The 507-nt window shown below is 68.6% G+C and carries 1 protein-coding gene; it reads right to left on the bottom strand.

Translation table 11 applies throughout. The features are described 5' to 3' along the window. Window positions 1–80: 80 nt before the first annotated feature. Window positions 81–507, bottom strand: a 427-nt coding sequence (locus IE294_RS47215) for an alpha-glucosidase C-terminal domain-containing protein (protein ID WP_189895450.1), incomplete at its 5' end; no start/stop codon positions are given.

Raw genomic sequence — 507 nt, 5'->3', positions numbered from 1 at the left:
GACGGCGCGTTTGAACCACTCCGGGTCCCGGTCCTTGGCGGGAGTGTCCTCGAAGGTGTCCGGTACGGGGTCGTTGACGGTCATGACGCTGCGGGCCCTCCGATCTGGGGCGTCGATCGCCCGACGTGGAGCACGTGCGCCGGCGCCCGGCCGGGCGTGAGCCGCACGTAGTTGGTCCTGCCCCAGTGGTACGTCTCGCCCGTCAGTTCGTCGTGCACGGACGGGGCGGCGTCCCAGTCCAGGCCGAGTTGCGGCATGTCCAACGAGACCGTGGCCTCCTGGGTGTGGTGCGGGTCGAGGTTGACGACCACGATGACCGTGTCCGTACCCGTGCGCTTGCTGTAGGCGAGCACGGCATCGTTGTCGGTCTGATGGAACCGGAGGTTCCGCAGGCGCTGTAGCGCCGGGTGCCGCCGCCGGATGGTGTTGAGCTTGGTGATGAGGGGTGCGATGGTGCGTCCCTCGCGTGCGGCGGCTTCCCAGTCGCGGGGTTTGAGCTGGTACTTC

This window comes from Streptomyces canarius, assembly GCF_014650735.1.
In the GTDB taxonomy this organism is placed as follows: Bacteria; Actinomycetota; Actinomycetes; order Streptomycetales; family Streptomycetaceae; genus Streptomyces; species Streptomyces olivaceoviridis.
Note: the sequence above shows the minus strand (reverse complement) of the source record. Positions and strands in the feature narration are given on the sequence as shown.